This window comes from Ferruginibacter sp. (assembly GCF_031391665.1).
GTDB lineage: Bacteria > Bacteroidota > Bacteroidia > Chitinophagales > Chitinophagaceae > Ferruginibacter.
This window is the reverse complement of sequence record NZ_JANMUN010000246.1, coordinates 1-26,975: the sequence shown is the minus strand read 5'-3', so window position 1 is coordinate 26,975 and position 26,975 is coordinate 1. Positions and strand designations below refer to the sequence as shown.

The 26,975-nt window shown below is 38.2% G+C and carries 20 protein-coding genes; 17 read left to right on the top strand and 3 right to left on the bottom strand.

What is annotated here, in order from left to right:
- Nucleotides 1-27 precede the first annotated feature (27 nt).
- From ACY651_RS18750 to ACY651_RS18710, 9 genes are all read left to right on the top strand, one after another.
- Nucleotides 28-1,917, top strand: a complete 1,890-nt coding sequence (locus ACY651_RS18750) for an OmpA family protein (RefSeq protein WP_462255036.1) — start codon at nt 28-30, stop codon at nt 1,915-1,917.
- A gap of 67 nt (nt 1,918-1,984) precedes the next feature.
- Nucleotides 1,985-3,862 carry a hypothetical protein gene (locus tag ACY651_RS18745; protein ID WP_462255035.1) on the top strand — a complete coding sequence of 626 codons (1,878 nt, stop codon included), beginning with the start codon at nt 1,985-1,987 and terminating at the stop codon, nt 3,860-3,862.
- A 6-nt stretch (nt 3,863-3,868) separates the two neighbouring features.
- Nucleotides 3,869-7,078: a tetratricopeptide repeat protein gene (locus tag ACY651_RS18740; RefSeq protein WP_462255034.1), complete on the top strand. Its 3,210-nt coding sequence runs from the start codon at nt 3,869-3,871 to the stop codon at nt 7,076-7,078.
- A gap of 164 nt (nt 7,079-7,242) precedes the next feature.
- Nucleotides 7,243-8,790 (top strand): lipocalin-like domain-containing protein, encoded by a 1,548-nt coding sequence (locus ACY651_RS18735; RefSeq protein WP_462255033.1) that lies wholly within the window; start codon nt 7,243-7,245, stop codon nt 8,788-8,790.
- Nucleotides 8,791-8,815: 25 nt separating this feature from the next.
- Complete coding sequence (locus ACY651_RS18730; protein ID WP_462255032.1) at nt 8,816-10,189, top strand: hypothetical protein; 1,374 nt, start codon at nt 8,816-8,818, stop codon at nt 10,187-10,189.
- Between the two features lie 36 nt (nt 10,190-10,225).
- Nucleotides 10,226-10,741, top strand: a complete 516-nt coding sequence (locus ACY651_RS18725) for a type VI secretion system tube protein Hcp (protein ID WP_462255031.1) — start codon at nt 10,226-10,228, stop codon at nt 10,739-10,741.
- A gap of 32 nt (nt 10,742-10,773) precedes the next feature.
- Entirely contained in the window at nt 10,774-11,043 is a 270-nt protein-coding gene (locus ACY651_RS18720) for a hypothetical protein (protein WP_462255030.1), read from the top strand.
- Nucleotides 11,044-11,466 carry an SET domain-containing protein-lysine N-methyltransferase gene (locus ACY651_RS18715; protein WP_462255029.1) on the top strand — a complete coding sequence of 141 codons (423 nt, stop codon included), beginning with the start codon at nt 11,044-11,046 and terminating at the stop codon, nt 11,464-11,466.
- Complete coding sequence (locus ACY651_RS18710) at nt 11,463-11,864, top strand: SET domain-containing protein-lysine N-methyltransferase (protein WP_462255028.1); 402 nt, start codon at nt 11,463-11,465, stop codon at nt 11,862-11,864. Before ACY651_RS18715 ends, ACY651_RS18710 begins: the two co-directional genes overlap by 4 nt.
- Here ACY651_RS18710 and ACY651_RS18705 read toward each other — a convergent pair.
- The gene (locus tag ACY651_RS18705; RefSeq protein ID WP_462255027.1) at nt 11,861-12,310 is read right to left on the bottom strand and encodes a hypothetical protein; all 450 of its coding nucleotides are present in this window, start codon (nt 12,308-12,310) and stop codon (nt 11,861-11,863) included. The genes ACY651_RS18710 and ACY651_RS18705 overlap by 4 nt on opposite strands.
- Before the next feature lie 267 nt (nt 12,311-12,577).
- Between ACY651_RS18705 and ACY651_RS18700 the strand changes: the two genes are divergently transcribed.
- Nucleotides 12,578-13,066 (top strand): hypothetical protein, encoded by a 489-nt coding sequence (locus ACY651_RS18700; protein WP_462255026.1) that lies wholly within the window; start codon nt 12,578-12,580, stop codon nt 13,064-13,066.
- A gap of 33 nt (nt 13,067-13,099) precedes the next feature.
- Here the strand turns inward: ACY651_RS18700 and ACY651_RS18695 are convergent, their stop codons facing one another.
- Entirely contained in the window at nt 13,100-13,723 is a 624-nt protein-coding gene (locus tag ACY651_RS18695) for a response regulator (protein WP_462255025.1), read from the bottom strand.
- A complete protein-coding gene (locus ACY651_RS18690; RefSeq protein ID WP_462255024.1) occupies nt 13,716-15,665 on the bottom strand; it encodes a tetratricopeptide repeat-containing sensor histidine kinase in 1,950 nt (649 codons plus the stop codon). The genes ACY651_RS18695 and ACY651_RS18690 overlap by 8 nt, the downstream gene beginning before the upstream one ends.
- Before the next feature lie 156 nt (nt 15,666-15,821).
- Here ACY651_RS18690 and ACY651_RS18685 point away from each other — a divergent pair, with 156 nt between their 5' ends.
- The 7 genes from ACY651_RS18685 to ACY651_RS18655 all read left to right on the top strand — a co-directional run.
- Nucleotides 15,822-18,272 carry a tail fiber domain-containing protein gene (locus ACY651_RS18685; RefSeq protein ID WP_462255023.1) on the top strand — a complete coding sequence of 817 codons (2,451 nt, stop codon included), beginning with the start codon at nt 15,822-15,824 and terminating at the stop codon, nt 18,270-18,272.
- Nucleotides 18,273-18,283: 11 nt separating this feature from the next.
- A complete protein-coding gene (locus ACY651_RS18680; protein ID WP_462255022.1) occupies nt 18,284-19,636 on the top strand; it encodes a hypothetical protein in 1,353 nt (450 codons plus the stop codon).
- 12 nt (nt 19,637-19,648) lie between these two features.
- Nucleotides 19,649-20,800: a hypothetical protein gene (locus tag ACY651_RS18675; RefSeq protein WP_462255021.1), complete on the top strand. Its 1,152-nt coding sequence runs from the start codon at nt 19,649-19,651 to the stop codon at nt 20,798-20,800.
- An 18-nt stretch (nt 20,801-20,818) separates the two neighbouring features.
- A complete protein-coding gene (locus ACY651_RS18670; protein ID WP_462255020.1) occupies nt 20,819-23,008 on the top strand; it encodes a hypothetical protein in 2,190 nt (729 codons plus the stop codon).
- Nucleotides 23,009-23,011: 3 nt separating this feature from the next.
- Entirely contained in the window at nt 23,012-24,868 is a 1,857-nt protein-coding gene (locus ACY651_RS18665; protein WP_462255019.1) for a hypothetical protein, read from the top strand.
- Between the two features lie 15 nt (nt 24,869-24,883).
- Entirely contained in the window at nt 24,884-26,539 is a 1,656-nt protein-coding gene (locus tag ACY651_RS18660; RefSeq protein ID WP_462255018.1) for a M12 family metallopeptidase, read from the top strand.
- A 97-nt stretch (nt 26,540-26,636) separates the two neighbouring features.
- A partial coding sequence (locus ACY651_RS18655; RefSeq protein WP_462255017.1) for a methionyl-tRNA formyltransferase occupies nt 26,637-26,975 on the top strand: 339 nt, incomplete at its 3' end.

Sequence of the window (26,975 nt, the reverse complement as noted above, 5' to 3'; positions counted from 1 at the left end):
TTAATTAACAATTTAAATAAAGTTATCATGAAAATTTTTGCAACAATTATACTATTGGCCTTTGCAATTAACAATACTCAGGCCCAGCTTTTAAAAAAAATAAAACAAAAAGCTGAAGAAGCTATAACTAAACCAAAAGAAAAACCTGAAGAAAAAAAAGAAACTGATGATAAGGAAAAAACTGCAGCTGCAGAAACGGGTAACACCAATGATGCAAAAGCAACAGGGGCTGCAACTAATTTAAAAGTGTACAGCAAATTTGATTTTGTACCCGGCACCAGCATTTTGTATTACGATAATTTTGAAAAAGATAATATTGGCGAATCACCACTCGGATGGATCACTTCAACCTCTGCAGAAGTGGTAACCATTGACGGGCTGGAAGGTAACTGGTTAAAATTAGCCTCCACCAGCTCCAGCCATATCACCCGCAGTAAAAAACAAAGCTGGGGCAATAATTTTACGGTAGAGTTTGATTTGCTGCTTGTAAAAAATACTTACGACCCCCGTATGGATATCGCACTGCTAAACACCGGCGGTAATTTAGTAACTGATGAAAATATTTTACGAAGCGGAAAAAATGCGGTGCTGGTGAGTACTATAATTGCCAAAGAAGGTACCAGCAGCAGGGTTTCTCTTTACAACAATCTTAATGCCGGCAAACCTATATCCGACAGGATGTCTGAAAACCTTTCGTTCAGCAATACTGTACCAGTGCATGTAAGTATATGTGTGCAGGGTAAACGATTTCGCTTTTGGTGGAATGCAGCTAAAATTTTTGACTTACCTGCAGTAGATGCAGAATACCTGCCCAATCAATTGGGATTTAATTTTGGCAGCGTTGGCGGCTCCGATATTTATATCAGCAATATCCGCATTGCTAAAGATGTACCGGATACCCGTGCAAAATTTGAAGAAGGAAAATTAGTAAGCAACTTATTATTTTATACCGGCACATCCAAACTAAAACCAGAAAGTATGGGTGCATTGCTTGATGTGAGCAAAGTTTTAAAAGATGTAACTTCTCATGTAAAAATTATTGGGCATACCGATGCAGATGGTAATGATGAAGCCAACATAAAACTTTCGCAACAACGGGCCGATGCTGTAAAAGATATTTTAGTTAATCAATATAATATTGATGAAAGTAAACTTACCACCGAAGGCCGTGGCGAAACACAACCACTGGCAAATAACAATTCGGCAGAAGGTAAAGCGCAAAACCGCAGGGTTGAATTTATATTTAAAGCCGAAGCAGATAAGTATGTAACACCTGCCGGAGTTTCTGATACTAAATCGAAACCTTCAACAAGCAATAATAAGCCTGCAGCAAACGCTGTTAAACCATCCGCAAATGCTGGTGCTGCTGCGGTTAAGCTGCAGAGTAAATTACTTACTGCTAATTTTCCTTATGCACAGTTTATGAAAACAGCGGATAACCGTTATACTTTTATTGCAAGCAAAGAAGAAGGTAACAGCAAAGAAAATTACTTTAAAATAATGCTGCAATCTGTAAACACCACACTAAAGCCTGAAACATTCAACTTTAAAGAGATCAACGAAAAAAATCCATTGTACGGCACAAAAAAATATGCAGAGATAAGTAATAACGAAGCCGTATTATATTATGGAGCTGCACAAAAACCATTTATCTATAAATTCTCTCCTATAGTTGCAAATGGCGCCATGGCTTCTTATGTAGATGCATCGCTGTCGAGAAATTTACCAGCTGCATCACCCAATTGTAAATTTGTTATCGAAAAAGTAGAAGATGGAAAAGCCAGCGGCTATTTTACTTTCGGTATTATGATACAAGGTCTTAAGCCTGTAAAAAAAGGGGACGCAATGGAAGAAACTTTTACAGATGGTTTTTCGGGTGAAATGAAATGTACATTTTCAAACGTACCGGTTTATTAATAATAACTTTTATTGAACAATAAAAAAAGCGAATAAGAAAAACATGCTGGTTATAAAATAAAAATAAATGAAAAAGATAATTCTCATAGCATTTGTAGCAGTATCTATCACTATTCAGGCACAACCAATATACGTTGACCGTATCGGCTTCAAACTAGAAAGTATTGCCGATATTGATATTGGCTGGATGGAAATACGCAAACATACTACTGCACCAAAAGGTAAACAACTTGGCGATAGAATTTACAGCGCCAAACAAATAGGCAACAGCCAGCAGTTTGTAGAATGGATGCAACAGTCTTATGTGCCAAGGGGATGCCTGGGAAAGGCGACTTATTATCAAAATTATATACCAAAATTCAGCGGCACCAACAGCAAGTTGGGTAATGCAATTAACATGCATGCACAAGCCCTGCCACTTATGTACGGGGCGCAAACAAAAGTGCACATGTTTTTAAAAAAAGATGCACAGGGAAAATTTGTGCCACAAACTGGCCATGGCGATTACTGGTTTATTGAAGCCAATCAACTTCGTTCTATCAGCGATCCGGTATCATTTATTTCAAGCCCTGAAGAATATTATTTTGTACTGCCCGATTTATCTTCCCATTCAAAAGGATATAATGCTGACGATAAAGCCGCAAGTAATTTGATGGGTTTTGCTAACCACAAAAACATTGCAGGCTACAAACGTTTTTATATTCCCCACTCTCAATACGTTGTCATTATCACTAAAGACAATGAAGCACTGCCTTTTGAAAAAATAACCTTTGGTGAATTTTTTACAGAAGCCGAGAAACAATTTCCGGAATGGCAAAAAGTAACACCAGTATCAGCCGAAAATTTTTCAAAGGCCCAAACAAATCTGGCTAGGCTTAAAGAAAAATATAAAAGCAAATGGAACAGTATTGCTGAAATGAAAATTTCCAGAACTCAAATAACGCTACAGGATTTTGTAAATGCAACAGAAGGGTACGATGATATGTTTGACAACAAAGACAGTTATGGAAATGATGGAACAGAGGCCAGCTTTCCTTTATTAAAAGTAAATAAAACAGCGAAAGAACTTTGCAAAACCAACCAGCCGCAATGGCTCGTTATCAGGTGGACGATTGGCATGCCCAATCAACCATACAATATTCACCTTCACGAATCAATACTGAACAATTTTAATTTTGAATATGCCTATAATTATTTCTTTCGTCCCGAAAAAATAAACGGACAAGTTTACAAACCAATTCGTTCTCCATTAGCAAAAGAAAAAATAGCAACTACTGAAGCATCTGAAAAAAGTAAAGAGATAACTGCTGATGCAACTGTTTTCTTCTTTGAAGATTTTTCAACAACATCAATTGGTAAAAACCCAAATGGCTGGCAGGTAAAATTTGCCAATTCAGGAACTACAGGTGTGGTAACCAATCCAGAAGGATTAGATGGAAACTGGGTGGAGTTAAGAGGTCATTACATCAAAGCATCGCTTTTAAAAAAACCACTGCCGCAAAATTTTACACTCACTTACGATGTAGCGGTACCACAAAATTTTACATGGGGAGCAAAGGGCTTAACGATGCAGCTATCTTATGAAACAACAAAGGGCAATGCCGAATCGTTTCTAAACCTAAGACTACGCCCCGGCTATGATGGAAGAGATGGAGAAGTAGTATTGGAAACAAAATTTCCCTATCCGCCCGGTTACTCCAATGGCACTAAGTGGTATGTGGCCAATGGATTTTCAAATAATAAAAAAAATAACCGCATTACGGTTACCATTAAAAAATTAGATGAAAAGCTCCAGGTGTTTATTGGCAACACAAAAATAGCGGAGTATGAAAAAGCAATACCCCTTGCTCACCCGTTCAATGCACTTTCATTTGACTGCAATGGCAACAGTGCAGAGAACGATAAATATTTTATCAGCAATATTAAAATCACCAAAGAGCAATAATTGGTTATGAAAATAATAGTACCCCAGTCATTTGTAAAATTTCCTTTAATATTTATTGTGTTTTGCCTTTCAATAACACAAGTATGTTTTGCACAGGATTGTAAAACGCAGGCTGCGAATAAACCTTCCACATTGACGAATAGCAGCGACAATGTAAGTTCTCCTACAGGCAAAATGAACCCCACAGAAATGGCTAAAATGAAGCCATATCTGGCCAGGGCAGAAGCATGGACAAAGAAAATAGTAACCAATTTTACCGGTGCTAAATTAGATTACCATAACAATTTTTTTCCCGACTTTTTAAAAGATGGTACTACAAATAAAAACTTATATGATGCCACCGGTATTAAAAGTTACTGCTATTCCCAGTTGATGTTTTTTGCTTACTACTGTTATGATAACAGTAATACCATACATACAGAGGGAGAAAGCGGCTCTTCTGTTTATGTAATTTTCAATAACGTTTTTGCTTCGGGATTTACATCAGATGAAGGCATTCATACTGTTAACGGAAAGCCTGCATTTAAAGCAATTAAAAAGAAAAAAACCGAAGGCAGAACTGATTATTATGAACTATTGGGAGTAAATAATGCAAATGGCAAAATGTTTACATCAAATGATTATATCATTTTACGAAACAGTGATAAACCAGTTTTTATTCCTGTTACAAGGAAAGAATATTTGCAGCAAATGCTGAAAGACGTGGACAATGCAGGGACAAGTAATTCAAAAATTTTGAATGAAGGTTACGAATCGAATGTTAAAATGTTTGAGTTAGAAATGAAAGTATACAAAGAGAAGGATAAAAGTTATACGCCAGAAAAAGAAGCAAAGCGAAGAAAATGGTTTGAAGAAGATCAGGAGAAATTAAAAAAAAGTATAAGTAAAATAAACCCTGATGCCGCCGCCGCAAAAGAAGTAATACTTCAATATTTAAAAAAGCCGCAAGAATGGCTTAACAAAAATGTAAAAAGATTTTGCGATGATTATTCCAATAGTGCAGCAGGTATTACTAATTTTTTTGAGAACATAGATAAAGTTCGAATGAATGGAGTAGGAGAAATAGAAGAAGAAACAGCAGAGGAAATTGTTGCTATCAATCCTGAATACTTTAATAAAACACTAAGCAGCGATGTGCCACAAGTAATAATGGTGAAATTAAGGGGTGGTTCCTATCCACACATGCAAAAAGTTGCCGCTCTTGTAAAAAAACCAGGCGCACTGGCTCCCTTAGAAGCCATCTTAAATCCCGGCAAGTCTCCATCACCGGTAGTTACTCCATCTGAAATTGTTTCAACTTATTCCCTTAAATATTTACCAAAATTAAAAACACTTACTCCATTAATAGTGCCGGCAGGTATGAAGCCTTCTGTTATTCCTGTTACAGTTAATTACAATAATGCGCCTCCTGCTGCACTCAACTTTACCCTTCCACCACTTTCTGCAAAACTCAATCAAACACCACAATTGGTAACTGCAGAAAATTATACGGCTTATTTACAACAGTTGCACACTGCTATTTCAAAGGCTGTAAAACCCAATGAAAAAAAGAAAGCTGATGACTATGTAAAGAATAAAAAAATTACTCAATCAAACCAAATAAGTAATACAGCTTTTGCTGCCTGGCTGCAAAATGCACCTGCTGCCAGTTTGTATTTATACAGTAAAGCAGTGCTTGCCAATACATCAGATGTATTGGCGGCAAATAATTTTTCTGCTTTTTTAATTATGGGTGGACTGCCAGAAAAATCAATTCCCATTTTGGAATACTGGAACAAACAAAAAACCGGAGAAGCCAACATACTCTCTAATCTTGGTAATGCGTATTACCGCTTAGGCGATGTAAATAAAGCCATGCAGTACCTGCAGCAATGTGTGCAAAAGGACACACTAAATCCCATTGCCAACAAAATACTTTGCCTTCTTTACCTCAAAAAAGGCGATGCAAAAAAAGCGGAAGAGCATGCAACAAAATCTATAGCCGCATCTTATGATCAGGAGGTTGAAAAAATTCTGCGCCAGCTAAATAAAAAAGCAAAACCGGGTGAAGTAATGACCAGATATCATAAAAATGAATTTCCATTGCTTAAAAGAATTAAAATGCCGGCCATGCCTGCCAGCCTCGATGATATGAAAATTTTTGCAGCAAGCCTCGAAGCCGAAAAAAAATCTGTTGACAACAGCATAGCAGCCATTCAGGCCAAAATGCCCACTACTAACGACGATGCAAACCAACGCTTACTTATGGCTGGTTTACGAAAGGGCATTTCGCCGTTACAGATGAAGGCACAGTTCATTATTATGGATGCAATGGAGATACATGGAAAAGATGGCATCAGCGAAGCCGATGTTTTTAAATATTATTTGAGCAAGATATCGGCACCGCATAATGTAAAGCTGAGAGCCATTGCAAAAAAGTATGGCGACCAGCTAAATAAACTGGAAGGTGGCGAAGCAGGTGATGAAGATAAAATAGCCGCCCTTGAGTTAGCTAAATGCAAAGACATAAACGATGAGAATGGAAAATACTTGGCCGAACTTTCACCATTAGTTAATGAATATGTGCAAAGGCAGGAATATATTTCACGCAGGTATTACCGGGACTATGCTAACTGGGCGCCGTACTGGATGCCGCAGGCAGCAGGCAGTTTTGTTTCTATACAAATGGATTACCTGAAAGAGGTAAGCAACCTTCTTGGGCAGTATAAATTAATCAGTAAGCAGCAGTGTACGTTTGATGAAGTGGCGCAGGAGGAAAAGAATTTTGTCTTGAAAGAGTGGGAAGATGAATACTGTGCCAACTTCAAAGGTAAACTTGCATTTATAGTTACTACAATTACCTGGACATGTAATTCGTGGGGCATAGAAGGTGGTGAAGGAATAGTGTTTGAGGGTGAAGTAAGTTACAACGATGATGGTTCGTTTAATGACTTTACTATTGGCGGTGGCCTGGGCGAATCGTTTCATGTTGGCGGCCTTGGTGCATTAGAGGTGGAAGCAGGAACGTCTATAAAAGAATTTATTAAAATTGGAAAGAACGAGGCAACCGGTAAATGGGAAGTAAAGGATTTTGGTTTGAAAGCAGATGCAACAGTTGAAGCGACAGTTGGTCCTTTAAAAGGCGAGGTGAAAATAGCCGAAATATCAGTGGCAGTAAATGCAGGTGTGCAGGTAAGTGGTAGTTTGCCAGATGCCGTGTTAATATTAACAAGATAACAAACAAATGCAGGATTTGTGGCAGGTAATATGGTGGGTACTATACTCAACTTAAAATGATTTACCAATTAGTAGAAATGAGGTTTAAAAAATTTAAAATTCCTTGTTTTACAGGATGCTACCCATTCGTTAAGAATAATAGTTTTGATACAGAAAATAACATCATGAAAAAAATATTGCTGCTTTTTGTTTGTTGTTCGTTTGCTGCAATATCCTTTGCTCAAAAGGAAACCTTCGATATTATTAATTACTCGGCACCGAAAGGATGGAAAAAAGAGGTTGGAGAAAATACAATCACTTACACCATCATCAATAACAAAAAAAATACCTGGTGCCAAATTAACATTGTAAAAAGCACTGCAAGCAAAGGAAGTATTGAAGACGATTTCAAAAACGAATGGCAGGTATTGATTATAAAAAGTTTCAATCCATCTGAAGCACCGCAACTAAATGAAGTACAGGAAGCTAACGGTTGGAAAATAAAAGCCGGCGGTGCAAAATTTATTTCTAATAACAATGATGCCATGGCATTTCTTACCACAGCCTCGGGATATGATCGTTGTGCAAGTATTATAGCTACCACCAACAGCCAGGATTATATAAAAGATATTGAAGTATTACTGGCATCAGTTGATTTAATAAAGCCTGAAATCGTTGCTGCACCAACTCCAACTGCTGTTGACGATAAAAACTCAATCGTTGGCACATGGAAAAAAACAGGAAGTGTTAACCCTTCATATAATGACGCCTATGCTACTTCCATTGCCGGGTACTCAAGCGATCAATATATTTTTAATTCAAACGGAACGTATCATTTTATTTCCAAAACTTTTGGCATGTCGTTCGCAAAAATTCTGTTAGTAAAAGAAAATGGCACTTATCAAATCAGTGGCAATACAATTACTATCACCCCACAAAAAAGTGTGATAGAAGCATGGAGCAAAAAAGATGGTGGCGATAAATGGGGCAGCCTTTTATCAAGCCAAAAAAGAACATTGGAAAAAGCAACTTACCAGTTTACCAAACATTATTTCTCCGGCATACAAATTTGGAATCTTGTTTTACAAAACAATACAGTAACACAAAGAGATGGGCCACACAGCAACAATAAATCTTTTGTCAATGCATGGTATTACAGTCCCATTTCTGCTAACAACCCGGTTATTGAATTACCGAATGGACAAAACATAGCAACAGAAGCTGTACAAGAAACAAAAACAAACAATACTACTTCTATACTTGGCACCTGGTGTATCACTGCAAGCGACCAGTCAGACTTTAGAATGAAGAATGGCATTATGAGCACCATCTTCCGTCAATATACATTTAAGGAAAATGGAAGCTACACTTGTAATATTAAAACCTTCGACCCCGTCATGAGCTCTACTTTTTTGGGTAGAGAATCCGGCACTTATCAAATCAATGGGAACAATCTAACGATCAATCCACAAAAAAATGTATTAGAAGAATGGAGTAAAAAAAATAACGCCGATCAATGGGGCAAATTATTAAAAACACAAAAAATAACTCTCGAAAAAACGACGTACAGTTTTAGCAAAATTTATATTCCGGAAAATAATGAATGGCAGCTAATTTTAAAAGCTGGCAACCAAACAAAACGGGATGGCCCTTTCAATAATTATGAGAAAAATGCATGGATATACATCATCACTTCACCTGCCCGCCCTGTAATAAAATTACCCGGCGAATGAAATTTTTTACCTATAAAAAATATTTATGAAAAATGTATTCAACTTTTTAGTATTCTTTTTTTTGGTGGCACCATTATATGCACAAAAAAAACTTGTGCCCGTTAGTCAATCGGCATTAACTGGTATTAGTTTGCCAAACGGAAGCAAAAAGGATAGCAGGATGTTAAGTGTAGGTAGCGCAAAAATGTTATTAGAAATAGAAAGTAAAAAAGCCAACACGTCACTAGCTGCTACCGAAGTGTTGTTATTGCCCTCTGTTAGTGCCAGTGGCTTTAATGCAGATTCGCTGGTAAAAAATCTTACTGACAAGGGATGGGCCATTACCATAGTTGACGCAGATAATAAATATGCCTGGCTGCAAAAAAACAGTGATTACCTTATGATGTATTTTTCTATGAATACAAAAGAAACCGGCTTATATTTTGCAAAAGCTAATGCTGCTCCTGTACAAAACACACCAGCGAATAATACCGAAATAATTGCAACAGCAAATACAGCAAACGATCAGCAGCAACAAACAACCGATACAAAAATTGAAACTACTGCACCAGAAATTATTCAGCAACCCACTCCGCCTGTTACACATTCAGGATTTGCTTTTACTACCACAAATTTTGATGATGGCTGGACAAGTACTGTGCAGGAAGATTGGGTAGAGGCTACAAAGGGAAATATAAAAGTGTTGATTCATTACCCAAACAAAAATGCGGATGCTTATTCCTCAGATTTAATGGAAGGGTTAAAACATGCATGGAATGTTTTAGTGGCTCCAAAATACAGCAGCGCAACCAATATGGAATTTAAACCATTGTACAGCTGGCAATCTATTGAGTTTGCAGAAGCAGATATGGTGGAAAAGATAAGCGGCAGAAATGTGCATGTTGTATTTTTTAAAAAAAATTATAGTGGGGGCAATGGAAAATTTTTGGAGTTTATAACACCCGATAAAAATTCTTTTGAAAAAGAATTTGGGCCATACAGCAATGAAGCATTAGCAGCAAGCTGGGATAAAATGGCGGCCATGGCCAACTATAATAAATTTGCTGTAGCCGCTTCTGATCTTAACGGAAAATGGACAAGCAATTTTACAGGTATGACGCAATATGTAAATGCATACACCGGTGCAGATGCTGGTGCCAACACTCATGCCTCCAATGAAAATTTTGAATTTGGTGCAGGCAATACTTACAAATGGGATTTAGGTGTGGCCAGCGGTTTTGTGGGTAATATTAAATTTCAAAGTGTAAAATCAGCTGGTAAGTTTACAAGTGTAAATAACTGGCAGGTAAAGTTTAGTGATATAGAAGGCAAGCCCAAAACTTACAATGTGCAATTTGTTTGTATTAAAGGGGCAAGAGTTTTATGGATTGGAGAAACTGGTTTTGGAAAAAAGGAATAGGCCGCTAATTATTTAAAAAAATAAAATCAACTTACTATGCGTACAATTATTTTTACTTTATTACTTATGCCACTTTTTTGTATTGCACAAAAAACAGATGTATTTATTAAACTCACCGATGCAAGAGGACAGCAACTAAAAGGCGATGCTGTTGTAAAAGGTTTTGAAAGATGGATGGCTGCAACCAGCATTACCAGTGGCGAAAAAAATAATACCCAATGTAGTTTTACCATGGCAGTGAGTGGCGCTTCGGCCGATTTAAAAAGAGCTATGGCAAATGGAGAATTTCTTGCAAATGGGCAGGTTACTGTAACAGTGCCTAACCAAACCGGCGGTGCTCCCATCATTTCTTATATCATAAAGATGGAAAATATTTCGGTAGCTGCCTGCTACGAAGCAATGGGATGCAACAGTGCAATGAATACAACAGTTACGCTACAGGCCACCCGAATTGGCTGGACGTATTACGATCAATCCAGAACAGGCGTACAAACTGTTTCCAGAAAATTTGGTTTTGATACCGGCACCGGTAAGGAATGGACAAATTTTTGAACATTCATTATTCACTTAACAATTATAACATCATGAAAAAAGTATTCACACTTTTAAGTTCCCTGCTGATTATTGCAGGTGTAAAAGCACAAACATCACCAGTTGTAAAAAAGGAAACAGTAAAACCAGGAACCATACAACCAGCGGTAACTGCAGACACAGCAAGAAAAATAGCTATGAAAGAAAACGCAAAACCAATAAAGTTTGATCACATAAAGAAAACGCCTGCTACAGTGCCCATGAAGGAAAGCACTATAAAGATGAAAGAAAATACTACAACTGCTAAACCACATAAAGATTAAATGCTGCTGCGCCTGTTTAATAAAAATAAAATCTACCAGCCTGCAGGCATTACAGTAAAACCAAGCCAAGTACATGGAAGGGGAGTTTTTGCATCTAAAAAAGTTAAACCCGGTGAGGTTATTGAAAAAGCCCCGGTAATTTTATTACAGGCAGGCGATAAAGAGTTTTTGCAAACTACTTCTTTATTCAGTTATTATTTTTTAATTGATAATGCTGACACTCCTGCTGCGTTGGGGCTTGGCAACAGTTCGCTGTACAATCACTCGTATAATGCTAATGCAGTATACACAGTTTGTTTAAAAAATACCTGCCTTATAATTAAAGCATGTAAAGCAATAAAACCGGGTGAAGAAATTATGCTTAATTATAATGGCACGCCAAATGATGCAACGCCTGTTTACTTTCAGCCCGAAACAATATGAATAAACAGCTTTACATAAAAACTGTAAAGGGCAAGGGCCGTGGTGTTTTTTGCAAACAATTTATTGCAAAAGATGAAGTATTTGAAACAGCACATGTAATTGTACTTCCTGCACAGGATTACGATACCGCTACTGCATCAGCACTGTGTGATTACTTTTTTAATTTTGATAAAGAGCAGTGCACACTGGCACTTGTATTGGGCTTCGGTTCTTTATACAACCATGCGGTGCATTCAAATGCAGGATACAATTTAAATAAAGAAACCAAAACAATGCAGTATTATGCAGTAGAAGATATTAAACCCGGCACCGAAATTTGTATTAATTATGGCGGGGAATATGGAAAAGAGTATAAAGAATGGTTTGAAGCAAGAAACATTATTTACAAACAAGCTTAGTAATAAGTATTTATTTTTTCAACACGTATCTGTAAAAACTCTGCAGGCTTAATATTGGCAATGCCTGCAAGTAAAATCATTTTTTTATTTGCAATATCTGCAGCAGTCATCGTTTCATTACCCATTGCAATATAATAAGCCTGTTCTTTTTTTATGCCAAATAACTTTTCATCTCTAAAGTAGTTGTACAATAAATTATCTGCTTCCAATTTTATTTTTGTCCAGGTGGCTGCTGTATTGGGAAGATGAACGTGTGCGGCTACAATTTTATTCAATTCGTTTTCAATGCTTGCTGCAACAGAAAGTTTAATAACAGCCTTACTGTTGTACCCCCTGTTTTTAAGCAACACTTTCGCCGGCAGCGAATCTTTTATTAAAACCTGCTTTTGCTGTGCTGCTGTATTTATAGAAACACCTGCCAGTAAAATAAATAATAATTTTTTCATACCATTTTTTTAATGATTACATAAATGTACAAAGTGCCGGCCATTACAATCTCCCCTTTTTAAGGGATGGTAACAACTGCTCTTAAACTATATTTTTATCAGCTGAACTTACAAAGATGAAAAGTGTTTTCTGCAATGGCGGTTATAAATAAAGGCAGTAAATTGCTGAAGCTTTTATCTGCACAACCAGGTAATGAGAAAAATAAGAATAACGGCATTAATGCCAGGTGTAAAAACACAATATTATAAACAATAAAATAAAAATTTATGCAATTAAAAAATTTTCTCTTTGGCTGTATTAGTCTTACGCTGTGCAGTTGCAGCGGTGGTTTTAGCAAAGGCGTTAAAAAAGATTTATCTACAGGTTTAACCAGTTCCTACAATGGATTTGCAGTAGATGATATTTATTTAACCGTGGATGACACTAAGATATCAAGCAATAAAATTACATTAGGTAAAAAGGTGGAGCTTATTGCAGATGGCGTAGATTTTTACGAGGTAAAAGATGGAAAAGTAAATCCGGGATGCCGCATTATTTTAACAGATAAGGTCGGCAAAGAATTGCTGAATCTGCCCGATGCATTTGCAGAACAGGCTGCTCTTGATAAAACTAAAGCAGCATCATTAAAAGCAATAGTAACCACCGGCAATCCCATGCAGGTGGGAGAGACCTATCATTTAAACGTAAGGTTTTTTGATAAAAATAAAACAGAAAGCGAAATTGTATCGGATGTGGATCTGGTGATGAAAGAGTAAGATAGCCGCTGGCAATAAAAGCTGGTTTACTTTTTATACCAAATTATATCTTACAGCAAGTTTTATTAAACTTGCTGTATTATTTACTGCAAATTTTGTCAACAAATTTTTTCGGTGGCTGTCAACAGTATGCAGGCTGATAAATAATTTTGTTGCAATTTGAGGATTGGTAAATCCATCTGCAATTAAACGTAATACTTCTTTTTCCCGGCTGCTGAGTACGGGTATATCAGTCAGTTCCTGCTTATCCGCTGCAGATAAATTTATATCCAAACTCATGTAAAGTTTGCCTTCATACACAGATAAAATAGCTTCTTCAATTTCTTCCTTCGATGCGCTTTTTACCAAATACCCGGCAGCGCCATTTTGTATCATCTGCGAAATATAGCTCCGTTCTTTAAACGTACTCATCGCTATTATTTTTACAGCAGGAAATTCTTTTTTTATTTTTAAAGCCAGTTCTATTCCGCTTACCTCCGGCATATTTATATCGGTAATTACAATATCGGGTGCAGTTGCTTTTATTTGCTGCATAGCTTCATAAGCATTGGCAGCAGTACCGGCATTTATCACAAACTCAATTTGTGCCAGCATAGCACTCATTCCTTCCAGCACCATTGGATGGTCATCTACTATTACTATTTTTATTTTATGCATTGCTGTCAATTATACAATCAATATGAACAGAAGTACCTTTACCCGGTGTTGATTGAATATCTAATTGTCCTTTTAAATAATCTACCCTCGATTGAATATTTTTTAAACCGGTTCCTTTCATCAGCAAAACTTCATCCTTATTAAAACCTTTGCCGTTATCTTCTACAGTAATGGTAAGGTTGTTATCATGCTTCATCACCTGCACCAAAATGGCGGCGGCGCCTGAATGTTTTACTGCATTATTCAAAAGCTCCTGCACAATGCGGTACACAACAATTTCTACTGATGATTCCATTCGTTTTTCCAATCCATAAAATTCGCCGTTTATTTTAAACGATTGCGATTCGGATAGTCCATCGCAATAATCCTGTAGGGCCTGCTGCAATCCTAATTTCATTAAGGCTTCGGGCATCATATTATGTGCCACCCGCCGCATTTCGCTGATAGACTCATCTAATTTGCTCAGGGCATTATTAAATGTGCGGCCATGTTCTTCCGATAAAATTAAATTTCCTTTCATAGCTCCTAGTTGAAGTTTAACGCCACTAAGTAATCCTCCCAGTCCATCATGCAGGTCTTTTGCTAATCGGCTTCTTTCATCTTCCTGGCCTTTTACAATAGATTGTGTGGCAAGTAATAGTTTTTCTTTTTCTAACTCAATAATTTTTTGTTCCTGTAATTTTCTTTTTTGTTTGTAAGTACGGTAGGCCAATAAAGAAATTAATAACAGTGCGGCAATGCTGCTTATTAAAATATAATTAATTGTATTTTTTTGGCGAAGGGCAGATTCTTGGGTTAGCAATTGCTTTTCTTTTTTTTCGGTTTCATATTTTTTATCAAGATCAAGTATTGTTTTTTTGCTGTCAGCATGCTGCAAAGAATCATTAGCATCGTAATATTTTTTGTAGGCCTCTAATGCTTTTTTGTAATTACCGCTTTCTTCATAAAATTTACTCATCAATTCGTAACCCGTTCTTTTAAAAATAAGTACATTATTTTTCTCAGCCAGATCAATACCCTTGTGTAAAAAACTTTCGGCTTCTTCTGGTTTATTCAGTTTCATGTAACCAAATCCCATTCTCAATAATGGCTCATTCATTCCCCATTCATCATTATTATTTTTTGTTAGTGTATAGGCTTTATTGTAGTAGTGAACTGAACTGTCATATTTTTCAAGTCCTTCATAAGCCTGTGCCCGCATTAAATAATACAATTGCATTCTTGAATTACTCAAATTTTCTTTATAATAAAGCATGGCAGAATCGCAATATTGCATGGCCTTTTTATAATCCTTTTCGCCGGCGTATAATTGCGATACCATCAGGAATGAACCGAAAATTATATAAGACTCGCCAGATTTTTTTGATGCCTCTAATCCTTTTATAACATACTCTTTTTGCTTGTCTTTTAAATGAAGCACTTCATAGCAGTTGGAAATGTTGGTATAAAGTGTTCCGGTTTGGTTATAATAATTATTTTTTTCCAGCACCGATATGCCCTTCAGGTTCCATGCAATAGCAGAATCATACTGCCCGTTAATGTAAAAATACGAGGCCTTATCTCCCATCAACAACCCTTCCTGCTTTCTGGCTTTTTTATTGGCGGAAAGTGATAAAAATTTAACAGCTTTATTAATATCATCAATGTTTACAAAATTTCCTTTTAATATTTTAGGCACCAGCCTGTACCGGATGCTTAACCCTGCAGGGTAATAGAGTTTTTTATTTACAGCAAAATCTAATGCTTCTTCATAGTATTGTTCTGCTTTTGCCGAGTCTATAACTTCGTAAAACATAGCACGGTTTACCATTGTAACAGCCCGGTCGCTGTCGGGCATTTCTTTCTTCAAAACAATTTCAATACTATCTGCAAGTATGCGCTGAGCCGTAAGGTTGGCAACAGCAAATAATAACAACAGCAGTAAAAAGTATTTCTTCTGCATTTTTTTTATAATCATTAATAAAAGTAAAACATCATCCTGCACTTTTCCAACTTTTTATCAAAAATCCCCTGTTTAAGGGATAGTAAAAACAGGTGTTCAGGGGATTGTATTTCCATTCAATTAATTGAAGTTTTACAATCAGTTAAAACAAGCGTTATGAAAAAGAAAGTATTCCTGTTTTGGATTTGTAGTATAATCATGTTTATTGCGGCTGCACAAAATGTAGGCATTGGCATCAGTATACCTATAGCAAGGCTGCATGTGGCGGATAGTGCTGTCCTATTTTCCGGGCCTGCAGGCATACCTCCTCTCACTACCATTAACCCTCCTGCACAAGGGGCAGGTACCAGAATGTTTTGGTTTCCCTCACGTGGAGCATTCAGGAGCGGCTATGTAGATGGAGTGCAATGGGACAGGGATAGTATTGGGCTTTTATCTTTTGCAGCGGGGTATAATACAAAAGCAAAGGGTGTTTTTTCTACCAGCCTTGGCCGGCTCACTACTGCCAATAACTCTATTGCTACCAGCATGGGGTTTGGAACCATAGCAAGTGGCGAGGTATCTACCAGTATGGGCAATGGTTCTGCTGCCAGTGGATTTGTGGCTACCAGTATGGGTCAAAGTACTTTAGCAATTGGAGATTTTTCTATAAGTATGGGGAATGGTACCAGGGCCAGTGGTAGTTCCGCCACTGCCATGGGAGCATCAACTACTGCAGGCGGTTATGCATCTTTTTCCATGGGCGATAGTAGCATAGCATCTGGCTATACCGCCACTGCTATGGGTTATAAAACAAAAGCCATCGGCGATTTATCTACCAGCATGGGTAATGCAAACACCGCAAGTGGCTTTGGCGCTTTAAGTATGGGTTACCTTACGGTGGCCAGTGGTAATACGGCTACATCAATGGGCCTATCTACAGTGGCCAGTGGTGGAGTAGCCACCAGCACGGGTGTTGATACTAAAGCAAAAGCCTATGCAGGTTTTAGTATGGGCACATATAATGATTCTTCTGACGCCCCCAACCCCAGTAGCTTTACGCCCACGGACAGGCTTTTTCAAATTGGTAATGGTACAGCCAATAACCAACGCAGCAATGCCATCACTGTTTTGAGAAATGGCAATATGGGTATTGGCACCACGGCACCATTGGCAAGGCTGCATGTGGCCGATAGCGGAGTGCTGTTTAATGGCCCTGCTGTTATAAGTTTTTTCCCCACAGAAAATCCAGTAGTACAGGGGCCAGGTACCCGTATGATGTGGTATCCACAAAAAGCAGCCTTTAGAGTGGGCGGCGCAGTTAATAATTGGGATAAAGACAGTATTGGTTCCTATTCATTTGCCGCAGGCGAAAATTCAAAAGCAAAGGGCTATGCATCTTCTGCATTTGGTACTCTTACTGAGGCTACCGGAAATTATTCAACTAGTTTAGGTGTTTTCACTACTGCGAATGGGGACTATGCAACAAGTATAGGATTTCAAACTAAAGCCAGCGGATCCGTTGCTACAAGTATGGGCGCCCAAACTACTGCCAGTGGCGAACAATCAACCAGCATGGGCAATACGACCATCGCCAGCGGAGAATATGCTACCAGTATGGGGCGAGGCACCACAGCAAGTGGAAGTGCTGCAACAAGCACTGGGGAAAGAACGGTTGCCAAAGCCAGGGCCTCCTTTAGCTTAGGATTATTTAATGATAACACTGATAATCCAAATCCTTTTTCACTTGCACCAACAGACCGCATTTTCCAGATCGGAAATGGCAGTGCAGACAATGCCAGGAGCAATGCCATCACTGTTTTACGAAATGGCAATCTGGGTATTGGTGAGGCCAATCCCCAATTTCCCTTAACCTTTGGCGGCAGCCTGGGAGATAAAATTTCTTTTCGTGAAACGGGTGGAGGTTTCGCTGGTTTTGGTGTAGACCTAGACAGACTGCAGATTCACTCAGCAACTTCCACTACCGATGTGTCTTTGGGTTACGGCAGCAACGCTTCCTTTTCAGAAAGAGTAAGAATAATTAACAGCGGTGAGTTTGGCATGTCAGTTAATGGACGCATGGTTTTAAATACCGGTACCCAATCGGCGGGAATGTGGTTAAGCAACACTGCCAACACCGCAGTTCCTGCATTTATAGGAATGCGAAGCGATAACCTGGTAGGTTTTTATGGCGATGGTTCTCCCAACAGCGGTTGGGGCATGGTAATGAACACTACCAACGGAAGAGTAGGTATTGGTACGGATAATCCATCGCAGGCATTGCATGTGATCGGTAATATTTTAGCCAGCGGAACCATTACACAAAACAGTGATGCCAGGCTAAAAAAAGACATCACTCCCCTCTCTAACACGCTGCAATCGATTCAGCAAATAAATGGATATACCTACCATTGGAAAGATGCCTCTAACCCCGATGAACAAGTAGGCTTGCTGGCGCAGGAACTGCAAAAAGTATATCCGCAATTAGTAAAAGAAAATGAGCAAGGTACATTGAGTGTAAACTACAGTGGCATGGTGCCGGTATTGCTCACGGCTATTAAGGAACAGCAGCAGCAAATAGAGGAGCTAAAAAAAATGCTGCTTTTGATGAATGAAAAAATAAAATAGAAACTATTTGTATGAATAAATATTTGGTAACATTGTTCACTGTGTTCTTTCTTACACAGGTAAAGGCACAAAATAGCTTCGACATTTTTAGCTACGAAGCCCCGGCAGGATTTACTTTAAAGGCAAATAAAGAGTATCTCTTCTATTCAAAAACCGAAGGTAAAAACTACTGCCAGTTGTTTTTATATCCTGCAGTTGAAGGAAAGGCAGCCGTAGAAAAAGATTTTGAAACCAACTGGAATTTTTTTGCCTGTAATCCGGATCAAAAAGTGGACAGTGCAGAAACAAAAGATCTGGATTCGCTCAACGGATGGCAAATGATCATGGGTGCAGCAAGAGGCTCATTAAACAAACAAATGTTTGCCGTAACGGTATCTACATTTACAAAAGAAAACATCAGCTATTACGTAGCATCTGTTTTTACCGATAAAAAATTTATACCAATAGCACAGGAGTTTATAGCCAGTGTGGTGCCGGATGAAAATAAGTTTGTTAGCAGCCATAGCAATAATTCAGAACAGCTAACGGATATAAACACTCCCAAAAATATTGACATAGCAGCATCCGCTGTTATCACAAAATCTACTACCAACTTTGATGATGGATGGCAAGCTACCATGCTGCCCGATTATGTACGCCTTAACAAAGCCGGAACCGAAATGCGCCTGCACTACATTGATAAAACACTAGATGATGCCCGGCCAAATACCGTTGATGCACCTGAATATTACTGGGGCAAATATGTCGAACCTTATTTTACTGTAAGCGATCCGCAAAAATGGAGCGGCGTACAGTACCCGGTTATTTATCATCTCCAAGGCAATGCAGTAGAAAGAGCAACAGGCAAACCATGTTATGTGGCCATTAAAATTGTGTACGGCGGCGGAGCAAGGCCAATAGTTGTAATTGCTCCCAACCATAGTAGCTACCAGCAACAGTTTCCTCATCCAAACGATATCGACCCATTTTTAAACGCCAACAGGTTTGCAGTTTCAGCCAGTGATATTATTGGCACCTGGAAAGGTGGCGGCGGTGGCGGCGTGGAATACTATAATGCATACAGTGGTACGTATACAGGCATGAGTGCGGTATCAAGTACCGATGAATTTACATTTAACAGTGATGGTACTTACAGCAGCATGTATCGTACTGCAAGTATGAACAATGGTGGCTCACAATTTGGCGGCCAGGATTTTAAAGGAAATGCTACAGTAGCGGACTGGAGCATTACAGCCACCAACCGATTTGGAGGTAAAACAACTACCTACAATGCATATTTTATTGCTGTAAAAAATGGTTACCTGTTGTATATGGCAGATGCTGAAAACAGTTCTATGAGTTACACTTTATACAAATCAAAATAAAAAATAAAAATTATGAAACAAGTAATGATATGCCTGGCTTTACTCCTCTCCATACAAAAAAGCTTCACACAGGAAAGACCGTATGTACAGTTTAATTATATAATTCCTGATTCGTACGAAACCGCTTATGAAGCAGATCGGATACTGGTGTACAACCAGGAAAGAAAGATTTGCCTAATCATTTATTCTCCTTACAAAGCAGGCAGTAATATCGATGAGAACTTTATGCAGCTATGGAATACCCCTCAAAAAAATATAGAGGGATATTTTGCAGGGGAAATGAATAGAAGAAATATTACCAAGGTAAACGGATATCAAATGATGAGCGGAGCCTTTGAAGGAGAATCAAACGGCCAGCTATTTAAAAAAACACTTCAACTGTACCAGCATGGGAATAGTTGTAATGCAGTAATTGCATGTGCTGATAGGGAAACAAACGAACAGCTACAGTCATTCTGGAAAAGTCTGCAAATCATTCCAAAGGAAATACCACTTTCCCCATTGGAACGTTCCTATTATTGGTACACAGCCTTGCGTGGGCCCGATGCTTCCAACAGTTCCATACAAACCTATCAGGCACAAACGGCTATCAACTTTACAGGTTTCAATGCAGCATCTCAAACCCATTTGCAAAGCCTGGGCGACAGTTTATTTTATTTACGTGAATTGCCCAACCTACAAACAATCTATATTGGGCAAACAAGATTTAATGATGCAGCAGCAATGAACATTGGCTTGCTTCCCGCCATTAAACAGGTACAAAGTATTGACCAGGGCCTTGCGGTACCCGTTACCAATGCTGGATTTGCAGGTATGAGCAGGGCCGGCACTCTTGAGATAATTGACTTAAGGACCGTTGACATACCGGGAGCCACGGATGCAAGTATGGCACAACTTTCCAGGTTGACAAGATTACGAAAACTGATTGTCAGCAGGGCAACAGCGGTCACGATCAATGGCATAGAGCAACTCACTCCATTAAAACAATTGCAGGAGCTGAATCTATCTTACTGTTCAGTTAGCGATGTGGACATACCCCGACTTATAGCAGTCATTCAACAATTACCGGCATTGCGCACTTTATTTTTACAAACTACCGGTATTACAGAGGCTGGTGCCACTCAATTGAGGCAAGCATTTCCGACACTTACCTTTTATCGTTAACAGACAAAAGCAAATCGAATGAAATCATTAATAAATATCCTCTTTGTCTCTTTGCTACTTTTTACGCATTCACTTTATGGACAAAAGCCCATTGATGAAGAGAAAGTAAAAAAAGCGGTGGTACTCATGCAAAAAATGATGACTGATCCCGGGCAAATGCAAACTGTAATGGAAGAACTACAGGCATTAAAATTAAGCAGTGCAGAAAATAAAGAAGCAAAAACAAGAATGCAAACCGTAGCCGTAAAGCAGGCAGGTGAAATAAAAAAGCAGGTAATGGCTACCGGGGGAATTACAGAAAAACAAATTACTGAGTTTAAAGAAAACAAAGACCGCATTGTGCCAGTGAGAGATGATGCAAGAATTAATGCTGTTTTGAAAAGAGATTTAAGTGATGCTGAAATTAAAAATTATTGCAAAGCTGTTTTTGAAGCAGTAAAAAAAGAAATGAATCCAACGGCTGTTTCGCAGGCAGAAATAATCTATGCAAAACTCAAAGCAAAATATCCTTCCACGGGTTCAATGGGTAATGGTGCCATCAGTTGCTATCTGTATAACCTCACCCAGCAAAGTATTTACATGATGGGCAAAGTGTGCAGCGAAAATGCAAGTGATGCCAATAACTTAAATAACTATGCAGCACTACTTACAAACCATGGTGTAGAGCAGGGTGCAATACCTATCTTAAATTATCTCAATAGAAAATATGCAAAAAGCCCTGTGGTCATGAGTAATCTTTCATTAGCCTGGTTAGGATTAGGGGATATGGAAACGGCTGAAAAATATGCCGATAGCTGCATCCGATTTTTCCCGGGTAATGCTGCACAGGCCCATTATGCAAAGGCGGTGGTAAAAGAAAGTGAGGGCAACAGGCAGGGCGCAATAGAAGAATTAAAACAAAGTATTGGTGAAAGTTACAGTGCAGAAAAAGTTAGCCTTCTAAAAAAAATGGGCGGTAAACTAACTGCGGCCGATCATAAAAAGAAATTGCCTGCCGATGTGTTGGGTTTATCAAAATTTAATTTCCCCAGCCTGCCCAGAACTTATGAAGCAGCCATCAATTCCAAACTGGAATGGGAAACCTTTTACAAAAATCTGGAAAGTAATACAAAAGAATTAGAGGTAAAAACAGAAAGGCTCCGAAAGGAGTATGATAAAAAAGCAGCAGTAGATGCAAAGGCAACTATCAATTTCGCAAAACAAAAAGCAGGAAAACATATCTATGCATTTGCTGCCAACAATAATACAAACCAAGGTTGGAATAATTTTTATCAATTACTAAGCGATGAGTTTACAAAAAAAGAAGAGGCATTTATTAAAGAAGCCCGGCAGCTTACTGAAAAGAACAGTAAAATGCAAGATGAACTGGATACAATTGTAAAAGTGCATCTGGCGAAACGATTTGAACAGGATGCGCTTGGAAAGAAATTTACTGATGCTGAAGCATGCAACGCTTACAAGGAAGCTTACGACAACTATATGCAACCAGCCAATACGATGTTTGAAAAGTTTTATTCAGGCTACTTAGACCATCAGCGAAAAATGACGAATGAACTGGTGTATGCAGGCAAACAATTTATGGATGCAGCATACTATGAATATTATGCAAGTAATTCAAAGCTTCAGTTTTTATACGCATTAAAATCGGTGAGTTATGAAATGCCAAGTTATGCATTGGGGTTACCGTATGCACAGGCTTGCATTAATGTAAACACAAATCCGTTTACCAATAAAGGGTTATCAAAATGGGAAGATGTGCATTGCCCAGAGCCATGGGAAATGAGTTTTGCAGGAGGCACAACACTTAGTACAGAATGCAATAAGATTACTTTAAAATTAGACTTCCAGCTTTTTGAGATCAGTGGCACCCAGGATATGATTACTGGTGAATGGACGAATTTTACACTTGAAGCAGGTATTGATATTGGAACTAAAAGAGTTTTGGGTGGCGCAGGCAAGAAGGTTTTTGATGCAGGTGTGGAGGGTGGCTTTTTTGTAGAAATTGGCACGTCAGGAGTAAGTGGATGGGAAGTAAAAGACTATGGTGGAAAAGGGAAAATTTCCGCAGGCGGTACTACCGGCACAAAAGGCAATGAGGGCTCCTCTCCAACATTAATGGAAGGAGAAGGTAAAATATCCCTCAAATCAGGCAAGGCCGCTTTTGAAGTAAAGGCGCTGGGAAGTAAAACAGTTATAGAATACAAATAAAGTATGAGAAAAATAAAAACATTACATACTGTTCTTGTTGTCTTCTTTTTTTATAAAGGTGCTGCGCAAGTTAACTGTAACACCCTTGATATAAACAAAGTGCCCGGCAAATGGGTATGGGCAAGTGCAGCGCCTTCTTATCAAGACCCAATTCCATCAAGCCAATGGAAATTTGGCGAACCAATAAGAAAAGAAATGCATCGGATTATGCCCGTAGCATTGGATGGTTTGTATGCCACTAACAGCATTGCCTATCCCAAAGGAAAAGCTTTTTGGTACAGCCCGTCAAACCCAGCCGCTTATGAAAACTATCTGATGCTGAAAAAATATGAATGTCTGAAAGGATATAATGAATTGAAGCCAGAAGCAGTAACTGGCTGCTGGGTTTATTTTGCGGTAAACCAAATGGATGGAGTAAAATTTCCATTGCCAGCAGCTGCTAATGAAGTGAAATACCATGACTATGAATCAAACATACGTATTACGAATATTGAAATGAAAACCGATGCCGCAGGAAATAAAATCATTTACGCACAATACCGGCCAGAAGAAATAATAAAACATTGTTACTTTTTTTCAGCAAGAAAAGATTTGCCCTGGAGAAAATTAACCAACAAGGAATTGTTTACTTCTTATAAAATTTACCACGAAAAAAGATTGATTGAACAAATAGCCAGGCACGAAAAGATTGTTGCAGACTATGAAAAAGTATACAACAGTCTTACTGCAGCAGAAAAACAAAAAGGAGATTACAGAACCCAACAGTATGAAACAGGTAAAGCCTATTTAAAAAATCTACAACTGGAAAAAGAAAAAATAATCCCCTGGTATACTGCAGCATTGAAGCAGGCTAATATTAATGAAACTGCTTACGTTAAAAAGGTAAACTCCTATAATTTTATTCCCGGAGAATTAGAAGCTACCGATGGTAACGGATACAATGCTTGGGTTGATAACCTTGATTTTTTTGATAAAACAAAACCGAAAGATCAACCGCAATGCATTGCACTATACATCAGAAGACAGGATGAAGAGCTGCCCAAAAAGAATTTTATGGATATATTCCACAGCCAGTTCAACTTAGATGTGCTTGCTACATTGGTTGGGGAAGAAGCAAAGAAACCCAACGGCATTAATAACCTCAACGCCTCATCAGCCGGGATAAAAGCGGAAACAAAAACAAACAAAAACAACGTATCGGCCTACAGTTACAGTTTTAAAAAAAGTAAGCTGAACCAATTCCCCGCCGGATGGAACGGCATGAAAAATATTACGGTACAACAATATGAAAATAATAACTGGCTGGCCCTTACTAAAGATGGCTACTGGTATCCCCAACAGTTTAATACAGAAATAAAAGACAATTTCAATCTATCATTTGATGTAAGCTGGAATAAAGACATTGCCTACAACAGCGGATTGTTTACCGTGAGCTTTTCTGAAATCCCATATGATAATGCCGGGGAAAGATATAAGATGGATGATAATCAAAACCAATACTGGAGTTTTTATGACAGCTATGTGGGCAAGTTTAACCGGGTGATGATTTGGTTTGACCCTTATTGGAACGGCGGTGGCACATTGGAAGTGTACTCGTATGATAAAAATGAAGCCATTGGCGTGAGAAAACGTATTACACTTCCTGATTTTTATTTAACAAAGAATAGCCATCAATTAAAAATTCAAAGAAAAGGAAATTCACTGTTGGTGTTTATCAACGATAAAAAAGAAGCAGCAATTGAAAATGTTTTTATCCCTTCGGTAAAATACAACCTGTATGCTTTCAGCAGGTATAAAGGAAATAACAGCGGTAATAAGAATGATGTATTTTATCTTACTAACATTGAAACGTCTTATTAAAAAAATTATCTCACCATGAAAATAATAATAACCTATTGCTGCCTATTCATTTTTACCACACAGCTTTTTGCACAAAAGGCAATGAATCAAATAGAAGGCAGATGGGTGGGCACTTATGGTAATAACGAAAAAGATGCTCCGTATTATTTTTCATTTGAATTTTTACCTGAAGGAAAAATGAATGTAGTGAACCAGAATAATAAAATTTTGGCAACAGGTAGTTTTTCTGTAATAGAAGACAATATTAAAATCGTTTATAAATACACTACTGATGTAATTCAATATGCCTGCAATGGAAGTTTAAACAAAGTAACTAATACCTTAAGTGGAACCTGGCAACGGATAGCAGATGCAGGCAGCAACAGTAAATTTACACAACAGGGCAAATGGACAATGAAAAAATTAGCTGCTAATGAAAGCCCTGCCAAAAAAGATGACTCGCTTGCTATTTTTAATCCAGTGAAGAAAAAAGATATTGTTCCCATCAACAAAAAAGTATATGACCTCAGTAACATAAAAATCTGTACAGATTTGCCGCCGGTTAACAGCCTGCCACTACCACCAAGGGTACCCTCTAATTATCTTACACAATACAAAATAAATGCAGATGGTACAGTTTCTCCTGTTGCTTTTATTCGTCAGTCGCTGGCAACTTACACAGAAAAAATGTGGGAGCCCGGGCAAACAATTACTGTAGGTTTTGATATAAGTGGCGCAGGCATTAACCAAATGAATATGGTAAAGCAGTATGCAAGAGAGTGGGAATTGTATGCAAACATAAAATTTGAATTCTTGCAAAGCGGCACTGGAATGATCCGGGTTGGTTTTACACCGGGAGGATCTCATTCTCTTATTGGACGGGATGCTTTATTAGAAAATCCCAATAAAACCACCATGAACCTTGGCTGGCTAAACACTGTGAACGATGCTTTTGCAAGGCAGGTGATACTGCATGAATTTGGTCATGCACTGGGCTTTGTTCATGAACACCAAACATTTGGTACTGCCATTCCATGGGATAAAGAAAAAGTATATGCGTTTTATGCAGAGCCTCCAAGCAGTTGGTCAAGAGAAAAAGTGGATCAAAATATTTTTTCAAAATATTCCTATACCTCTACCAACTATTCTTCGTTCGACCAACAATCGATTATGCTATATCCTGTTCCAAAAGAATTAACAACAACCGGCGACAGCATTTCGTGGAATATGGTACTTTCCGCAACAGATAAGCAATATGCTGCTTTGTTCTACCCTTTCCCTACTCCGCCACCAACTGCAACAGGTATTTTAAAAACAGGAGATGACTGCGACGAGATTGCGTTTATGGTAGAATTTGATGCAGTAGCGAGAGATAAAATTGAATTTAATTTTCAGTTGGGAGAACTCAATGGAAAAAAAGTAAGCTGGTGGAAACAGATAGGCATACCCCAAAATGACTATGGCGATGGCATTATGTGGGTGCAAAACCATTCGCTGATACCAGCTGAAAACATCACTTCAAAAAAAGCATTGGTAGACTTTGCTTCATTAAATAAAACCGGAAGCATCAGCTTTTGGAAAGCCAAGTTATTAGGTGGACATACACCCTTATCCTATAAATGGAATATCATGCAGGCATTGAAAGCTGGCTGCAGGGTTACGCTCATTTGGCAGAAAGACAGATGCTTATAAATGATATAACACTTTAAAAAATTAAAATCGTTATTAAACCTTTACATGCTGTGAAGAATGTAAAATGCTTTTATTTCTTTGCAATATCTTCGCATTAATGATAGAAGTTAAATTAAAACAAACCGAAAATAAAGCTACCACTTATAATATTACCCTTAAGCCACTTCGGATTGTTTTTATGGGCACACCCGAATTTGCCGTTGTATCGCTTGATGCATTGGTAAACGCCGGATGTAATATCGTAGGCGTTATCACAGCACCTGATAAAGCCGCCGGTCGTGGATTGCAGTTACAACAAAGTGCTGTTAAGAAATACTCTGTAGAAAATAATTTACGTGTATTACAACCCGAAAAATTAAAGGATCCCGGATTTTTAGAGGAATTAAGATCACTGAAGGCTGACCTGCAGATCGTGGTTCACCGACGGCGCGCCCAG